This is a genomic window from Micrococcus sp. GbtcB5, assembly GCF_019091605.1.
GTDB lineage: Bacteria > Actinomycetota > Actinomycetes > Actinomycetales > Micrococcaceae > Micrococcus > Micrococcus luteus.
This window is the reverse complement of sequence record NZ_JAGXJK010000523.1, coordinates 1-234: the sequence shown is the minus strand read 5'-3', so window position 1 is coordinate 234 and position 234 is coordinate 1. Positions and strand designations below refer to the sequence as shown.

Below are 234 nucleotides of genomic sequence, written 5' to 3'. Positions count from 1 at the left end.
CCGTCCGAGTCGTCCTGCTCCGCGTCCGGGGCGAACGCGGGCAGCGGGTCCCACGGGGCCTCCTCGGGCGGGGGGGCGTCGGCCCAGGCGGGCGGCTCCTCATCCCGGCCGCCCCAGCCGGCCGCCGGCGGGGCGGGGGCGGGCGACGTCGACGACGTCGGCGCCGGGCCCCCGGCGGGGGCGGGTGACGCGGGCGTCCAGGCGGGGGACGGCTGCGGTGCCTGGCGCTGGTGG

General features: G+C 84.6%; 1 pseudogene. It reads right to left on the bottom strand.

The features are described 5' to 3' along the window. A pseudogene (locus tag KVS67_RS13345) lies at positions 1–234 on the bottom strand (hypothetical protein); the annotation flags it as partial.